This is a genomic window from Niallia circulans NBRC 13626, from assembly GCF_001591585.1.
In the GTDB taxonomy this organism is placed as follows: Bacteria; Bacillota; Bacilli; order Bacillales; family Cytobacillaceae; genus Niallia; species Niallia circulans.
Genome location: NZ_BCVE01000005.1, coordinates 261,305 through 276,592 on the forward strand (window position 1 = coordinate 261,305; position 15,288 = coordinate 276,592).

The 15,288-nt window shown below is 36.8% G+C and carries 14 protein-coding genes and 1 pseudogene; 10 read left to right on the forward strand and 5 right to left on the reverse strand.

Annotation, left to right across the window (positions count from 1 at the left end; all coding sequences use genetic code 11):
* Positions 1-57: 57 nt before the first annotated feature.
* Positions 58-429: a hypothetical protein gene (locus BCI01S_RS08790; protein WP_061798154.1), complete on the reverse strand. Its 372-nt coding sequence runs from the start codon at positions 427-429 to the stop codon at positions 58-60.
* A gap of 113 nt (positions 430-542) precedes the next feature.
* Positions 543-851: a nucleotidyltransferase domain-containing protein gene (locus tag BCI01S_RS08795; RefSeq protein ID WP_061798156.1), complete on the reverse strand. Its 309-nt coding sequence runs from the start codon at positions 849-851 to the stop codon at positions 543-545.
* Between the two features lie 588 nt (positions 852-1,439).
* Between BCI01S_RS08795 and BCI01S_RS08800 the strand changes: the two genes are divergently transcribed.
* Complete coding sequence (locus tag BCI01S_RS08800) at positions 1,440-1,703, forward strand: hypothetical protein (protein ID WP_141231683.1); 264 nt, start codon at positions 1,440-1,442, stop codon at positions 1,701-1,703.
* Positions 1,704-1,718: 15 nt separating this feature from the next.
* Positions 1,719-1,913 (forward strand): annotated as a pseudogene (locus BCI01S_RS26335) (helix-turn-helix domain-containing protein); the annotation flags it as partial.
* Between the two features lie 38 nt (positions 1,914-1,951).
* Here the strand turns inward: BCI01S_RS26335 and BCI01S_RS08805 are convergent.
* Positions 1,952-3,781 carry a hypothetical protein gene (locus BCI01S_RS08805; RefSeq protein ID WP_061798158.1) on the reverse strand — a complete coding sequence of 610 codons (1,830 nt, stop codon included), beginning with the start codon at positions 3,779-3,781 and terminating at the stop codon, positions 1,952-1,954.
* A gap of 229 nt (positions 3,782-4,010) precedes the next feature.
* On the opposite strand from BCI01S_RS08805, the gene vanR reads away from it, so the two are divergent.
* From vanR to BCI01S_RS08830, 5 genes are all read left to right on the forward strand, one after another.
* Positions 4,011-4,703 (forward strand): VanR-ABDEGLN family response regulator transcription factor, encoded by a 693-nt coding sequence (gene vanR / locus BCI01S_RS08810; RefSeq protein WP_047942123.1) that lies wholly within the window; start codon positions 4,011-4,013, stop codon positions 4,701-4,703.
* A complete protein-coding gene (locus BCI01S_RS08815) occupies positions 4,696-5,790 on the forward strand; it encodes a sensor histidine kinase (RefSeq protein WP_082138317.1) in 1,095 nt (364 codons plus the stop codon). The genes vanR and BCI01S_RS08815 overlap by 8 nt, the downstream gene beginning before the upstream one ends.
* Before the next feature lie 127 nt (positions 5,791-5,917).
* A complete protein-coding gene (locus BCI01S_RS08820; protein ID WP_047942122.1) occupies positions 5,918-6,679 on the forward strand; it encodes an ABC transporter ATP-binding protein in 762 nt (253 codons plus the stop codon).
* Positions 6,672-8,591 (forward strand): FtsX-like permease family protein, encoded by a 1,920-nt coding sequence (locus BCI01S_RS08825; protein WP_061798162.1) that lies wholly within the window; start codon positions 6,672-6,674, stop codon positions 8,589-8,591. Before BCI01S_RS08820 ends, BCI01S_RS08825 begins: the two co-directional genes overlap by 8 nt.
* Positions 8,592-8,601: 10 nt before the next feature.
* Positions 8,602-9,531 (forward strand): metallophosphoesterase, encoded by a 930-nt coding sequence (locus tag BCI01S_RS08830; RefSeq protein ID WP_047942120.1) that lies wholly within the window; start codon positions 8,602-8,604, stop codon positions 9,529-9,531.
* 123 nt (positions 9,532-9,654) lie between these two features.
* On the opposite strand, the gene BCI01S_RS08835 is transcribed toward BCI01S_RS08830, so the two are convergent.
* On the reverse strand, positions 9,655-10,740 hold the full coding sequence (locus BCI01S_RS08835; RefSeq protein ID WP_061798165.1) for a GntR family transcriptional regulator: 1,086 nt from the start codon (positions 10,738-10,740) through the stop codon (positions 9,655-9,657).
* A gap of 339 nt (positions 10,741-11,079) precedes the next feature.
* Here BCI01S_RS08835 and BCI01S_RS08840 point away from each other — a divergent pair, with 339 nt between their 5' ends.
* Genes BCI01S_RS08840 through araA form a run of 3 tightly spaced genes read left to right on the forward strand, consistent with a single transcriptional unit; the run spans position 11,080 to position 14,866 of the window.
* Positions 11,080-12,690, forward strand: a complete 1,611-nt coding sequence (locus BCI01S_RS08840; protein WP_061798167.1) for a xylulokinase — start codon at positions 11,080-11,082, stop codon at positions 12,688-12,690.
* A 21-nt stretch (positions 12,691-12,711) separates the two neighbouring features.
* Complete coding sequence (locus tag BCI01S_RS08845; protein WP_047942116.1) at positions 12,712-13,407, forward strand: L-ribulose-5-phosphate 4-epimerase; 696 nt, start codon at positions 12,712-12,714, stop codon at positions 13,405-13,407.
* 40 nt (positions 13,408-13,447) lie between these two features.
* Complete coding sequence (gene araA, locus BCI01S_RS08850; RefSeq protein ID WP_047942115.1) at positions 13,448-14,866, forward strand: L-arabinose isomerase; 1,419 nt, start codon at positions 13,448-13,450, stop codon at positions 14,864-14,866.
* 118 nt (positions 14,867-14,984) lie between these two features.
* On the opposite strand, the gene BCI01S_RS25220 is transcribed toward araA, so the two are convergent.
* Positions 14,985-15,158 (reverse strand): hypothetical protein, encoded by a 174-nt coding sequence (locus BCI01S_RS25220; RefSeq protein ID WP_156485407.1) that lies wholly within the window; start codon positions 15,156-15,158, stop codon positions 14,985-14,987.
* Between the last annotated feature and the right edge of the window lie 130 nt (positions 15,159-15,288).

A 15,288-nucleotide genomic window follows, 5' to 3' on the forward strand; every position in this document is an offset into this window, starting at 1 on the left:
AATTTTGTAATAATATCAGTATGTTTAATATTCCTCTATCACTCTATTTAAATCTCTTTACCATTCTGCTAGAACAGGGCGATTCTTATACCACCATAATTCATTATCATCAATCGATCTGCTCAAAATAGCTGCCGTATCATTTGATACATTCCAATCACAAAAATTTAAGATAGAAAATACAAAATCGTTTTTTGTATCTTCATCGAGTTTTTGTAAAAATAAATTGGCTTTATTTGCAATATCTTGCGGTTTTTGATCCAGTTCGCTGAGCGTGGAAATTAATCCCTTTTGACAAGGATATAGTTTCTCATTGTAAGCTAGTAACATTCTTGAACCAAACAAAACAATGTCCGTGGCAACTCTTGTTTTTAAATAGACATTATTTGTGATGATAGCCTGTTCCCAAAAATAAAAGTTATTTAGCATGAGAGCACTGTAAAATGATATTATTTTTTCTTCCTTTTCCCAGACTGGATAAATAGGGATTTTCTTAATTAGCTCAACTATTTCAGAATCATGGGTAAATATACATTGGGCTCCTACGAAGGCATTTCGAGTAGGTTCACTTCCAACTTTAGAAGCTTGGTGAGATAATCTTTTGTAAAGTATTTTATGTCAAAATAACCCTTCTCATAAGTGCAGTTATCCGTAATTACTTCTGAAAGCCTATTTTGTTTTGTAAGTTCCTCATACTTCTCATCACTAACAATTAACATGATATCTACATCAGAATCTATTCTTTCTTTACCTTTTGCAATCGATCCTCCTAAAATGGCAGCTATGATTTCTAAATTATCTTTATATATATTAATGAAATTGTTAATGGAATCTTGATGATGTTTGTACATACAATTATCACTCCCTTTTTTATTTTTTACTAACTATATTCCATCAAAGTATATGTAGTTCTTGCTGTTTTAGAAATTCCAGGAAAAAACGCCCTTTCAGTAGAAGAAGATCTTATAACATTTAGCTTCATGTTATCCTGTCCTTTCTAATCTCAAATTAATTGATTGTATTGGTAAAAACACCAATAAGGAATTCGAAATATAATGTTAGCGCTTTCTTATATGTTATAACATTTTATTATTTTTCAATTAAAAAATATGGTGTTTTCATTTTATTTTTAGAACTTCTTTTTTATCATTTATATTATTATTGCAATTTTTATATAAGCTTTTATACGTGCTTAAACAATGCACATAATTTTTCTGGCGAAAATATGGACTAACTAGAGCTCTAGCGAAATGGACAAACGATTTTCAATTACTTTCTGAATTAGCTCCATTGCATTTAACACAACGCTATCTGATTGGATTCGATTTACTCCAATCGTGATTTTATGAGCTCATAACACATCGAATAAAAGAGAAGGCTTATACTTGCTTCCTTCCTTTTCAACAAATGGCAGAAGTGAAACTCTCTGGATTTCCTGCATGTCATTTAAATACTTTGTATACACATCTGTACAAACCGAATCCTTAGAGCTTTCATTTTGGGATATCCAATTAAGCTTTTTTTCATTAATTAATCTCTTAGAATCTCAAGGAATTGCAAAAGATAGCAGCTATGTGATCGCAGAAAAGGTTGTTCAGTTTTTACGAGAAAATGATCATCTTCCTCTAACAAACGATACATTAACCGCTCATTTTAACATACATGAAAATACAATATCTAAATACATGAAACTATTTTATTAATTCACCGCATTAGAGTATTTAAATTCTTATCGGTTAGAGCAAGCAAGAATCTTACTATTAAAAACAGATAACACCATTCAAACAATTTCAGAAAAATGCGGCTTCACATACAGCCAATACTTCTCAAGCATCTTCAAGAAAAAATATTGCATTTCTTCTTTAAACTACCGAAAAAAACATTTAAAAAAAGAAGCAAAAAGACGGTTCTAATGAAGATATCCCTCACTAGAACCGTCTCTCTGCTGTTCTCATCTCACCAACTGCTTGGCCAATTTCCGTTCTTCTTTATCTTTTGTTGTGCTGATTATAGTTCTAAGGCTGTGTTGTATTTCTGGTAACTGCCTTATAGCTGGGGACCATTCTGCCAACACGCTTAATCCCTGCCAGCGTAAGCTCTCATTTTTAGTTTCCAGTGCTGCGCGGACTAATGGAGCCCCTACACCCTCAAATTCATGTAAATCTTGAATAATATACTCTAGACAATACTGTTCTTCCAGCGATAAACTGGATATAGAAAAATGTGTTTCTGCGAAGGCACAAAGATCTTGAATAGACTGTAAATCCCTTGTTTCCATGATAGCACCATACAATATACTGTTTGTCGGCTCTTTCTTCAGCTTTTCAAATAATAGTGCCGTAATGTCTAATTGATAGAATCGAGCTATCTCCATTGCTCGGAAATCTACCTTCTCGCTCGATTGTAATACATCCAATGCCAGCTGTGACCATTTAGGGTTGTCTATGAACGGTTGAACAGCTTCTTGAATTGCCCTGCGTTCATGCGGCTTCCATTGTCCATTTAATCGCTCTTCCCAAATGTCATCTTCGGCATGAACAAATTCGCTTATTTTCATTATCGGATAAAAATCCTCCAAGCTTTCACAGTGGGTTGCGGCGTGGTGAAGGAAGCGAGTCATTACAGCACTGGCGTAAGGATATTGATCCATGCCGTCTTGATTTTCATCGTCTAATAAGCCTTCTATAATCATAGCCGCTCCCGTGTATAGCTCCTTGGAAATATTCACTTCGTAGAGCGCAACATCTAGCTCTCCCTTTACTGCACAACGATGCGCTAGGAAATCAGCAAATTTCCTATTTTCACATCCTTTTGTAAGCAGCCAATACTTCATTTCTGGCGTTTTCGCTTCCACTAGCTCAATCGCTGTCATTTTACCAATCCCTTGGACAGATTGAACTAGTTTCCATATTTGATCATTTACTCCCTTCCCTCCGCTTCTTATAGCGAATATAGCATATGGGGTAAACTCATCGTGCAAGCCGATTGTATATAAGAGCTCCTGATATTCCTCACAGTTCGTAAACCCGAGAACCAGAATAGCAAATTTAACAACATCTCTATGTGCAGCATGCTCTAATAGCCATAATGCCTCTTGCTGTGCCATGTGTTCATCCAATTCTGCTTGCCCTAACTGGTCAAGAAGCTCATCTCGATAGATGGCAATATGGTCAAAAATAATTTGATCATATGTCGCCTTTCTTGTTTTTATAGTGGGTTGTTCCAGCTGTTCTTTAAAAAGCTTCATCAGCTTACTCACAAAAAATGGCGTTTTCGGTTCATTCACGATTATATCAAATAACCCTGGCTCCAATGGTGGATTATCTTCTCCAAAAAAGTACGTATCATCTGGTAGAGTATTTTCTACTATTCTATTATTTTCTAGAACTTGTCGTTGAATAAACGGAACTATTTTCTCTTTATGGTCCCAGGGCAGAAATTCAAGTTTTTCGGATTCCTGCAGAACAGTCTCATTATCAATTTTGATGCTGCAGTTTAAACTTACGTAGCCACCAATTTTTACAGAGACTTTATGCTTTTTCCCATCTTCCAAAGTGAGGACTCCCGATAGCTTTGTATAAGGAATAATATGCGATAGTATTGATTTCCGTTTATTTTGGGCTACCGTTATCCCGTCAATGATAAGCAACTCTTCTTTCATTTGATTGATCACTTCTATCACATGTCCTTTATAATGAACGGTCCAACTCTTTTGAACCTCTTTCTCTATATCCTTTTTTAAATTCCGCATTTCATGTTTTAATTCATCTTTAAAGCCCATGCCATTCCTCCTCTTTTTTGAACACAACAAAAATGGATAGTTTAGTATATTCACCCATATCTACCCATATTTCTATTAAATACTATCTTTCCCTTTTAGGAAAGACTTTCAGTAAAAAAAGACGCAAAAGGACAGTTCCCCTCTCGTCCTATTATTTGGTATAGTAAATTTATATTTCCACTCCACATCCCTAGCATTTATCATGTTTAAACCAAAAAGGAGATAGAAAATGAGTCGAAAAATACTACTTGTTGAAGATGAAGAGGATCTGTCGAAATTATTAGAGCTATATTTAAGAAATGAAGGATACATCGTTACAACCGTTCATGATGGGCAGCTTGCCTTAGAGTATATTGAAAATACAGAGTACGATCTAGCCATATTAGATGTAATGGTACCTAATGTCGATGGGTTTGAATTATGCCAGAAAATTCGAGAAAAATACTACTATCCCATCATTATGTTAACAGCCAAAATAGAGGATTTCGATAAAATTACCGGTTTAACAATTGGTGCTGATGATTATATTACGAAACCTTTTAATCCTCTCGAGGTAATGGCTAGAGTGAAAACTGTTTTGCGTCGTTATACGAGCTACAACGAAAAAACAGGAAAACAGCAGGTCGAGGAGCATGATATTAGAGGATTAAAAATAAACAAAGCAACCCACACCTGTTCTTTATTTGGGGAACCAATCGATTTAACTCCAATTGAGTTTTCCATCCTGTGGTATTTAGCCGAAAATCAGGGCAAAGTCATTCCCTCTGAAGAACTGTTTGAGAATGTTTGGGGAGAGAAGTTTTTAGAAAACAACAATACGGTTATGGCACATATTGCGAGACTGCGAGAAAAACTCAAGGAGCCTGTCAAAAAGCCGAAATTTATTAAAACCGTTTGGGGAGTGGGGTATAAAGTTGAATAAACAAGCAAAGCAAAAGCAAATTAGCCATTATTTAAGAATTCGTTTTTTTATCCTTGCACTTTTCTGCTTTGCGGTTATATTCCTCCTCTCTGTTCTCATCCTAAAAGCAGATAGTGAGCAACTCTTTAATGGGATGTTAGGGACCGCGCTAAAATGGCTTAGTAACCGAATTTTAACCCTCGCTCCACTACTTTTTATCTTTTGTATTATTGCTATTATTTATTTTCAGCGAAGACAATTAATAGCTTATTTAGCTACCCTTTCAGCAAATTTTGAGACAATAAGCTTGGAAGAAGATCAAGAGAAAGACCGTTTCCCGCTACCAGGCATATTAAAAGATACGGAAGAGAGCATAGAAAGATTGCAATTAGCATTACGGGAAAAGGAGCAGGCCAGGAAAGAAATTGAGCAGCGAAAAAATGATTTAATTGTTTATTTAGCACATGACTTAAAAACACCTATTTCCTCCATTATCGGATATTTAACACTGTTGCGGGATGAGAGAAGCATTTCAGATGAGATGCATCAAAAGTTTATCCAAGTTACACTCCATAACGCAGAGCGGTTAGACGATTTAATCAATGAGTTTTTCGAAATTACCCGCTTTAACTTAGCTAATGTCTCGTTAAATTACAGCAAAGTGAATATTTCCTTTATGCTCGAGCAGTTACTATTTGAGCTGCAGCCAGCCTTAAAAAGGAAAAATGTAACGTATCAGTTGGACGGAAGCAAGGATGTAGAAATCGTTTGTGACACAGAGAAGATTCAACGAGTATTTGATAACCTCCTTAGTAATGCTGTGCATTATAGCTTGGAAAATAGCAGCATCATTGTTTCCGTTACGCAGGATAACGGTAATGCTGTGATTCAATTTAGCAATCAAAGTTATCCAATCGAACAAGAAAAATTAGATCGGATTTTTGAACAATTCTTTCGTTTGGATACCTCTAGATCCTCTAGAAATGGCGGCACAGGATTAGGATTAGCAATCGCTAAGCAAATTATCGAACAACATCATGGTACCATTACGGCGAAAAGCGAAGACCAACATATTCTATTCAAAGTCATCATCCCTCTCACCGTATGAATTTCGTAAGAATTTTAGAAGAAAAAAAGAAGATAATTGTTAGATAGAGCAAATAAAAAGCAGCTTATTATTCCGTATGATTAAAGTACGAAATAATAAGCTGCTTTTTATTGTTGGAGGTATGATGATGGAAATTTTACAAGTGAAAAATGTCAAAAAAGTTTATAAACCCCGGCTTGGCGCAAAGGTAGAGGCATTGGCAGATATAAGCTTCACTGTTCACAAAGGGGAGCATATTGCTATTATGGGGGAATCCGGTTCAGGGAAGTCAACATTACTCCATATATTAGCATCATTAGAGGATGTCACAGAAGGACATGTAATATTACACGGGACAGATTATAAACAAATCAAAAATGATGAAATGGCAGCATTCCGCAGAGAACATTTAGGATTTGTCTTTCAGGATTTTCAATTACTCGATCAATTTAGTCTAAAAGATAATATTTTTCTACCGCTTGTATTAGCCAATAAGTCTGTAGCAGAAATGAAAGAAAGACTTAAGCCGTTGGCGAAAACATTAGGAATAGACTCCATTTTAGAAAAGTACCCTTATGAAGTATCTGGGGGACAAAAACAAAGAGCTGCTGTCGCAAGGGCGCTTATCACATCGCCAAGCTTAATTTTAGCAGATGAACCAACCGGGGCATTAGATTCTCGCTCCGCAGATGAGCTATTGGATTTATTTCAGTTATTTCATGAAAAAGGTCAAACAATTATTATGGTCACACACAGCGTTCATGCAGCAAGTAAGGCAAGCCGTGTGTTATTTATCAAGGACGGAAAAATGGAACAAGAAATTCGCAAAACACATTCCGAGGAAGATATGATACAGAGAATCTTCGAAGTACAGGCAGCAAAAGCTGCTAGAGGTGACATTTATGGGTAAAAAAGTCTTTATCAAATTAGCTGTAACTAACATTACAACAAATCGGAAAATGTACCTTCCCTATCTACTAACCTGCACGGTTATCATCTCTTTGTACTATACCATCAATAACTTAGTGACAGACGAAACATTAAAGTCTATTTCCGGAGGGAACTTCACCATAGACGTTATGAAATTTGGCAGTCTATTATTTACGGTTCTTTCTGTCTTTTTCTTACTGTACACAAATAGCTTTATTTTGAAATGGCGGAAGAAGGAATTTGGCCTCTATCATTTATTGGGACTTGAGAGAAAACATATCCAAAGACTATTGCTGCTAGAAAATAATATCATTGCAAGCTTAACAATTACGAGTGGTATATTAATAGGCCTTATTTTCAATAAATTGGCAGGATTAGCCATGTCGGCCATCATGGATGTTCCCTTGACTGTAAGCACTATATCATTAGGAGCATGTTTCAAAACAATCGCTACGTTTTTTGTTATCTTTTTTATCCTATACTTATTTAATAAAAAACAACTCCTTTCCGTTCCTATAATCGATTTAATGAAGGGTGCCGAAGCTGGCGAAAAGGAGCCAAAAACAAGATTAATAGCTGCTATGCTTGGTGGAGTGCTTTTAATAGTTGGATATATTCTATCCTTTACCGTAAAAGACCCGAAAAATGACTTATATTCCATGCTGCTAGCTATCGGATTTGTAACGATAGCTACCTATTTGCTTTTTATAGCTGTTAGTATTGCCCTGCTAAAAGCCCTGCGCAGTAAGGAAAACCTTTATTATAGCAAAAATAATTTCACGTTAATATCTACCATGCTTTATCGAATGAAACAAAATGCAGTTGGCCTCTCCAATATTACGATTTTAAGTACTGGAACATTGATGGTTATGACCATAACACTTTCTTTATATATGGGCATTAACACAATACTAACGAACAGTTTTCCGTATGATATAAAAATTAGCAGCAGTGGAGAATCCAATACGGAACAAACAAAGCTGAAAACCTTTATAGAAAAAAGTGCAGACGCTTTTAAAGTCAAGATTACCTCTATTACTTCTTATCAAGGAGGAAAGTTTGCTGCTGATCTAACGGGTGATGGGAAGGACGACTTTGTGTTTATTTTACCCTTGAACGACTATAACAGGTTAACAAACCAACAGGTTTCCTTGGCTGATGATGAGGTACTGCTTTTAAGGAATGAGAAAACAACTCCACTACAAAGTATTCACTTAGCTGATCACCAATTCAAAGTGAATAAACTCATCGAAGAGCTTCCAATAGACACCTCCTTATCTACTAACCCGGAGAATAAATGGATTTATGTTATTGCACCACTAAACAGCAGATTCACAAACCAAATTGGATTGCCCGATTCTGCGGAAAGCTTCCAAGACATCGCTTTACAAGGAGATCCAGATGCAGTGAATAAGCTTTCCCACGCAATCACTGACGAGGCAGAATCCATCGAAAATATCTATGTCGAAGCAAAATCCATTTATAAAGAATCTTTATTAGTACGATTTGGCGGCCTATTATTTCTCGGAATATTTATTAGTACTGTTTTATTCGCGGAAACAGCATTAATGATTTTTTATAAGCAGATTTCCGAAGGCTACGATGATCGTACGCGTTTTGTCATTATGAAAAGGGTCGGAATGAGCGATAGAGAAATGACGAAAACGATTCGGCAACAAACTTGGATTATGTTTTTTACCCCGTTAGCAGTCGCTCTCTTGCATCTTACAATGGCTTTGCCACTAGTAATGAAATTAATAGGAATCGCAGCCATGGATGACTGGCTTGTGGTGATAGGATGTGGTCTTTTTGCGGCCATTGTTTTTATAATTATTTATGGATTTCTCTTTATTTTGACAGAAAAAAGCTACAAAAAAATAATCAGGCAATAGGAGAATAGAAATGAAAAAGCTAAAACCTTTTTGGGTTATAATGACAGCACTCACCTTGTTAATTATAGGAATTATTTGGGATAACAATCGCGTGGTAGTAGATAAGGTAACGATTGTCAACCACCGTTTGCCAGCAGCATTTGATCATTTCAATATTTTACAGATTTCTGATTTGAAAGGAAAGGAATTCGGAAAAGATCAGCAGAAGCTGATTCATTTAATAAAAAAGCAACAATATGATTTAGTTGTTTTCACAGGGGATTATATTTCCGAAGAAGAAAATTTACAACCACTCGAACACCTATTACAAGGAATGCCACAAAAGAAAGAAATGTACTATATTTTAGGAGACAAAGATGCTGATAATAGTACAGCAGCACTGACAAAAAGCAACCCATTTTATAAATTATTTATGAAATATGGAGTGAAGCCATTATATCCTGGTCAGGAACTAAAAAAAGGTGATGAGTCTATTTGGTTAAAAACCAATCCATATGCTGGAATAAATGAAGTAGGGGCAGATAAAATCCCCTATCACTTAATAGAAGCAAGGAAAGAATTTGAGCTTCGTTACCTACAGCAGAACGAGCCTTTCACCATTGAAATCTCGCATCGCCCTACAGAAATTGATAAAGAAAGCACTACACTCCATGATTATCGGATAACCTCTTTAAAGGATACCGATAAAGAATGGAGACATTGGGATTTGAGCATTAATGGTCATACACATGGCGGCCAATTCAAACTACCAATTATCGGTCCTCTCTATGCACCGAATTATGGATTATTTCCAGGAAAGGTAAATGTAACAGGGGTTCATACTGTAAAAAATCATACACAATATGTAAATGGTGGGTTAGGGGTAACTGGTCCATGGTTTGCTTCATTTCGATTATTCAATACTCCGAGCATTGGACTAATCACTTTAAAAACGAAATAGCTTATTTTGCAAATATAGTAAAGCTCTCCCTTTCCCCAAAATGGTTAATTACTTATATATTCCCCCAGTCCTTTTCCTTTAGGGCTGGGGAACCTTTTTGCGTGGAAACCGCCACTCTGCATCCTATATCAGACCTTTCACTGTTTCTCCTTGGATGAGTTCTGGTTGATAATAGTTTTCGTTTTTCAAATCTTTTTTGCCTTGTAGTTTCTTAATGATCCATTCTGCTGCATCTTGTCCCATTTTTTCTTGCGGATGTGTTAAAGTAGTCAACTTGATATTAGCGTTTTTTGCCATATAGGAATTGTCCTGACCAATAATCGATAATTGGTCTGGAATGGCGATGTTCAGTTTTCTGCATACATGAACAACCTCTAACGCTACCTCATCGTTATAGCAGACAATCGCTGTCATTCCATCCATGTTTTCCTGTAGAAATTCCTTTAATTTTACATTTAAATCAGGCTTTGTTTCGGTTGTAAAAGAATAAACATGCTCTGCTTGAAAACGCAGCTTTGCTTCTCCTAATGCTTTTATGTATCCCTTCATACGAAACTTTCCTTGTAAGTCATCCATTTTTGCTATAAGGCCAATTTTTGTATGCCCTTTTGCGATTAATTCATTTGTTGCAAGATAGCTAGATTTCACATCATCAAGACAGAAGAATGGCACTTCTAGTTCTTCATAATAGGCATTGACCATAATGAATGGAACATCTTGCTCTTTAAAGGATAGATAGTAAGCAATATTTGGATTGTATAAATTACTTTTTGTCGGCTCAACAATTAAACCGTCTACTCCAAATGCCAGCATCATTTCTAATGCCTTCTTTTCTTGTTCCACATCATTGTTTGTGCTTGCTAATAATAAAGAATAATCTTCTGCATTTAACCGACTTTCAATTCCTCGAATAATGGAAGGGAAGATATAATCAGATATATAGGTAGTAATAACACCAATTGTTTTCCTTTTGGATTTTCCATTCCCTTTTAATTGATAGTAGTTACTTACATAGGTACCAGATCCTTTTTCACTTCGGAGAAATCCGTCATTAGACAATTCCAAGATTGCTTTTCGCACCGTATGACGGCTAACTTTATACATTTCCTGCAAGATTGATTCAGTAGGAATTTGTTCTCCAACCTGATAATCTCCAGAAAGAATTTTACTTTTTATATCATCAATGATGATCTGATACTTTAATTTCATTTAATGCACTTCCTTCAATGTAATGACGATCTGGTATTTGTATGGTCATATTTTAGCATAACTGCTACAGAAACAAAACAATGCATATTAGTGCATACAAATTAAACACAGCTAATGCCATTTTACTTTTCCGACAATTTTTTATACGAATATACATAAATTTATATTCAGGCTAGTATTAATAGTAATAAGGCTATTCATAATTCTTTTTATTTGTATGAACATCTATAAATACATTTGACAAATGTACGTACACATTATAAAGTATAGGTATAAAAATGATATTAATAAACACCATTATCTCCACTGATTACGAAACCGCTGTCAAGGAGGGAATATATGAAAAATAATCGAGCAAATACCAAACAAGATATTGTTGAGGGGGCAACCTCACTTGGAATTGAATTCGGTTCCACGCGAATCAAAGCTGTCTTAATTAACAACCGTTTTGAAACCATCGCAACTGGAAGTTATGAGTGGGAGAATCTTTTAGAAGATGGTTTTTGGACGTACAATTTAGTGGACATTATTACTGGTTTACAAACAGCTTATAGTGAAATGAAACAAGAGGTTGAACGAAATTATGGGGTAACTATTCGCACAGTTGGTTCGATCGGGTTTTCTGCGATGATGCATGGCTATTTAGCCTTTGATCATACTGGTGAACTACTTGTTCCATTTCGAACTTGGCGCAATACTACCACAAGTACTGCTGCAAAAAAATTAACTGATGTATTCCAATTCAATATTCCAGAAAGATGGAGTATTGCACATCTTTACCAAGCTATCTGGAATAATGAACAGCATATCCCGCGTATCGACCATATTACTACTTTATCTGGATATATTCATTGGTTATTAACTGGTCAAAAGGTCATCGGCATTGGCGATGCTTCCGGTATGTTCCCAATTGATGAAACAACGCAAGATTATAATGAATCAATGATAGAACAATTCGATGCATTAATTGCTGCAAAAGAATACCCTTGGAAACTGAAGGATATCCTTCCAAAAGTCGCTATAGCCGGAGAACAAGCCGGAAAATTAACAGAAATCGGCGCAAAAATTCTGGATCGTTCACGGAATTTACAACCAGGTATTCCCCTATGTCCTCCAGAAGGAGATGCCGGTACAGGGATGGTTGCAACCAACAGCGTGAAGAAACGGACTGGAAACGTCTCCGTTGGAACTTCTGTTTTTGCCATGATTGTATTAGAAAAAGACCTTTCAGCCGTTCACCCAGAAATTGATATTGTCACAACTCCAGATGGATCTCCAGTTGCAATGGTCCATGCCAATAACTGTACGAGTGATTTAAATGCCTGGATGCGCCTATTCCGCGAATTTTCAGAAGCAATGGGACAAAAGGTAGAAATGGACAAATTGTTCCATGTTTTATTAAACACTTCTTTGAAAGCGGATGCAGATGGTGGCGGATTGCTAAGCTACGGCTATTTTTCAGGTGAAAATATCACTGGTTTAGAAAGTGGCCGTCCCTTATTCGTCCGTTCGCCAGAGAGCAATTTTAATTTAGCAAACTTTATGAGAACCCATCTCTTTACGGCCTTTGGAGCTTTAAAAATCGGAATGGATATTTTGACCAAACAAGAAAATGTTACCATAGACAGCATCTTAGGACATGGCGGTTTATTCAAAACGCCTGTCGTGGGACAAAAAATTGTGGCAGCTGCAATGAACACATCTGTCTCTGTCATGGATACTGCTGGAGATGGCGGCGCATGGGGAATCGCTATTCTCGCTTCTTATATGTTAAATAATAACGAGCATGATAGTTTAGAAGATTATCTCGACAAAAGAGTATTTAAAGAGGTAGATAAACAGACGATTTATCCAGACCGCTTTGACGTAGAAGGCTTTGAAGAATTTATCGAACGCTATAAAAAAGGGCTAGCAATCGAAAAAGCTGCAATCGAAAATTTGATTCTCTAAAGGATAATTGGAGGGATTTACATGTTAGAAAAGCTGAAAGAGGAAGTTTTTCTCGCAAATTTGGAATTACCTAAGCAGGGACTCGTGAAATACACATGGGGAAACGCCAGCGCCATTGATCGCGAAAGTGGTTTATTCGTGATTAAACCTAGCGGGGTTGATTATGAAACAATGCAGCCAAGCGATATGGTCGTAATAGATTTAGAGGGAAATGTTGTAGAAGGAACGTTGAATCCCTCCTCTGACACAGCTACTCACGCTGTTCTTTATAAACATTATCAAGAAATCGGCGGAATTGTCCATACTCATTCCACTTGGGCAACCATTTGGGCTCAGTCAGGACTTGATCTTCCCGCTCTGGGAACTACACACGCTGATACTTTTTATGGTGCTGTACCATGTGCTCGCTTTTTAACACAAGAAGAAATTGATCGTGGTTATGAAGCAGAGACTGGTAAAGTAATCATTGAAACTTTCGAAGAACGGGGATTAGACATCTTAGCAATCCCTGGCGTTTTGCTGCATGGTCATGGTCCCTTCACTTGGGGAAAAGATGCTAAATCAGCTGTTATGAACAGTGTCGTGTTGGATGAAGTGGCCAAGATGAATTTATTTACAAGAGAATTAAACCATTTTTCCAAAGAATTGCCGCAGCGTATTTTGGATAAACACTATTTACGAAAGCATGGAAAGAATGCTTATTATGGTCAAAAGTAATATTAAGCTACTAAACTATTATTAGAAAGAGGGAAATAGCATGTCAACTAATAAAGTATTTTGGTTTGTTGTAGGATCCCAGCATCTATACGGCGAAGAAGCGTTAAAGGAAGTCAAAGCCCATGCACAAACAATGACAGACACTTTAAATGAAAGTGGTCTGCTCCCTTATCCGCTTGTTTTGCAAGATTTAGCAGTGAGCGCAGATACCATTACAAAGATGATGAAAGAAGTTAACTACCGAGATGAAGTAGCTGGTGTTATCACCTGGATGCACACTTTCTCCCCTGCGAAAATGTGGATTCGCGGCACCAAGCTATTACAAAAGCCCTTGCTTCATTTAGCAACACAATACAATGAAAGCATTCCATGGGATACAATTGATATGGACTTTATGAATCTAAATCAAGCAGCTCATGGGGATCGAGAGTACGGTTTCATTAATGCACGTTTGAAAAAACAAAATAAAGTAGTGGTTGGCCACTGGCAGCGCGCAAAAGTACAGCAGCAAATTGCTGATTGGATGGACGTAGCTGTCGCTTATAACGAAAGCTTTCAAATTAAGGTTGCGCGATTTGGCGACAACATGCGTAATGTCGGGGTGACAGAAGGAGATAAAATCGAAGCACAAATACAATTTGGCTGGACCGTTGATTATTTTGGAATCGGCGACCTTGTTCAATATGTAAATGAAGTAAACGAAAATGAAATAAATGATTTATTTGCACAATATGAAGAACTATATGACTTTGACTACGGAAGCTATAATAAGGAAGATTGGGAAGCTAGCGTAAAAGTGCAGGCAAGCTATGAAATTGCCATTAAACGCTTCCTTGATGAAGGTGGATACAACGCTTTTACCACAAACTTTGAGGATTTATATGGCATGAAACAGCTCCCTGGTCTTGCTGTCCAGCGTTTAATGGCGCAAGGCTATGGATTCGCCGGCGAAGGCGATTGGAAAACCGCTGCACTTGATCGCCTTCTAAAAGTAATGAGCCATAACGAGTCAACAGGCTTTATGGAGGATTACACCTATGAATTAGCAGTTGGTCAAGAAGCCGCACTTCAATCACATATGCTCGAAGTCGATCCAACTTTAGCAAGCAATAAACCGAAAATTATTGTATCTCCATTAGGGATTGGCAATCGCGAGGATCCAGCTCGATTAGTATTTGATGGAAAAGCAGGAGATGGAGTTGTTGTTTCCATGGCTGACTTCGGTACTCATTACAAGCTTTTAATCAATGAAGTATCCGCATTCGAACCAACCGTTCCAGCCCCAAATCTTCCAGTAGCTCGGGTATTATGGAATATCAAACCAAATTTTCAAGACGGCGTAAAGGCATGGATCGAAAACGGTGGCGGCCACCATACAGTCGTTTCTCTAAACCTAACAACCGATCAAATTATCACCTATGCAAAACTAGTTAATTTAGAATATGTCGTGATTAAGTAATGACCTCGGAGGGACGGTTCTAGTACTCCCCGCCCTCCACTTCACAAAAAGGACGGTTCTTGTGATTATTATAAATTCTCACAAGAACTGTCCTTTTGATTCTTCTACTCTCATTTATTCAACTATTTCCTCCTGGACCACTACTTGAATTAACTCGATTATAATGGACTATTTCTCCTAATTTATCTGCTTGTTTATTTTCGTCAGGTGCAGTCATTCCAGATTTCTTTGCGAAAAATAGTACAAGTCCCACCACAATTACCACTGGGGCAAATAGCCATAAAAATATCATTTTTACACCTCCACATCTATTGTTTAACAATTGCTACTTAAGAATACGTTTTAAAGAGCTAATTAGTTTCATTTATTTGGAAAAATATTTTATAGTCGATTCTTGTATTTTTTCCACCTATGCCGTCGGT

What these genes read in the sequence shown, in the direction of transcription:
- BCI01S_RS08790 (WP_061798154.1), bottom strand. Translation starts at nt 429, where the DNA reads ATGCTAAATAACTTTTATTTTTGGGAACAGGCTATCATCACAAATAAT.
- BCI01S_RS08795 (WP_061798156.1), bottom strand. Translation starts at nt 851, where the DNA reads ATGTACAAACATCATCAAGATTCCATTAACAATTTCATTAATATATAT.
- BCI01S_RS08800 (WP_141231683.1), top strand. Translation starts at nt 1,440, where the DNA reads ATGTCATTTAAATACTTTGTATACACATCTGTACAAACCGAATCCTTA.
- BCI01S_RS08805 (WP_061798158.1), bottom strand. Translation starts at nt 3,781, where the DNA reads ATGGGCTTTAAAGATGAATTAAAACATGAAATGCGGAATTTAAAAAAG.
- vanR (WP_047942123.1), top strand. Translation starts at nt 4,011, where the DNA reads ATGAGTCGAAAAATACTACTTGTTGAAGATGAAGAGGATCTGTCGAAA.
- BCI01S_RS08820 (WP_047942122.1), top strand. Translation starts at nt 5,918, where the DNA reads ATGGAAATTTTACAAGTGAAAAATGTCAAAAAAGTTTATAAACCCCGG.
- BCI01S_RS08825 (WP_061798162.1), top strand. Translation starts at nt 6,672, where the DNA reads ATGGGTAAAAAAGTCTTTATCAAATTAGCTGTAACTAACATTACAACA.
- BCI01S_RS08830 (WP_047942120.1), top strand. Translation starts at nt 8,602, where the DNA reads ATGAAAAAGCTAAAACCTTTTTGGGTTATAATGACAGCACTCACCTTG.
- BCI01S_RS08835 (WP_061798165.1), bottom strand. Translation starts at nt 10,740, where the DNA reads ATGAAATTAAAGTATCAGATCATCATTGATGATATAAAAAGTAAAATT.
- BCI01S_RS08840 (WP_061798167.1), top strand. Translation starts at nt 11,080, where the DNA reads ATGAAAAATAATCGAGCAAATACCAAACAAGATATTGTTGAGGGGGCA.
- BCI01S_RS08845 (WP_047942116.1), top strand. Translation starts at nt 12,712, where the DNA reads ATGTTAGAAAAGCTGAAAGAGGAAGTTTTTCTCGCAAATTTGGAATTA.
- araA (WP_047942115.1), top strand. Translation starts at nt 13,448, where the DNA reads ATGTCAACTAATAAAGTATTTTGGTTTGTTGTAGGATCCCAGCATCTA.
- BCI01S_RS25220 (WP_156485407.1), bottom strand. Translation starts at nt 15,158, where the DNA reads ATGATATTTTTATGGCTATTTGCCCCAGTGGTAATTGTGGTGGGACTT.